We start from the raw sequence: 319 nt of genomic DNA, 5'->3' as shown, positions 1-319 counted from the left end.
GACCACCCGGCCGTCGCAGATACCTCTGCTCATCTCACTCCTCCTTGTCGACCGTGGCGGCATCCAAGAACACCGGCCACTCGCCGTACACCCGGCCAAGACCCCGGCCCGCGCCCACGACGACAACCACCCCACCACCGCAGAAACCTCCGCCCATCTCACTCCCCCTCGCCGACCGCGGCGGCATCCAACAACACCGGCCACTCGCCGTACACCCGGCCACGACCCCGGCCCGCGCCCACGACGACAACCACCCCACCACCGCAGAAACCTCCGCCCATCTCACTCCCCCTCGCCGACCGCGGCGGCATCCAACAAC

The organism is Streptomyces sp. NPDC018693, assembly GCF_044391385.1.
GTDB lineage: Bacteria > Actinomycetota > Actinomycetes > Streptomycetales > Streptomycetaceae > Streptomyces.
Note: the sequence above shows the minus strand (reverse complement) of the source record.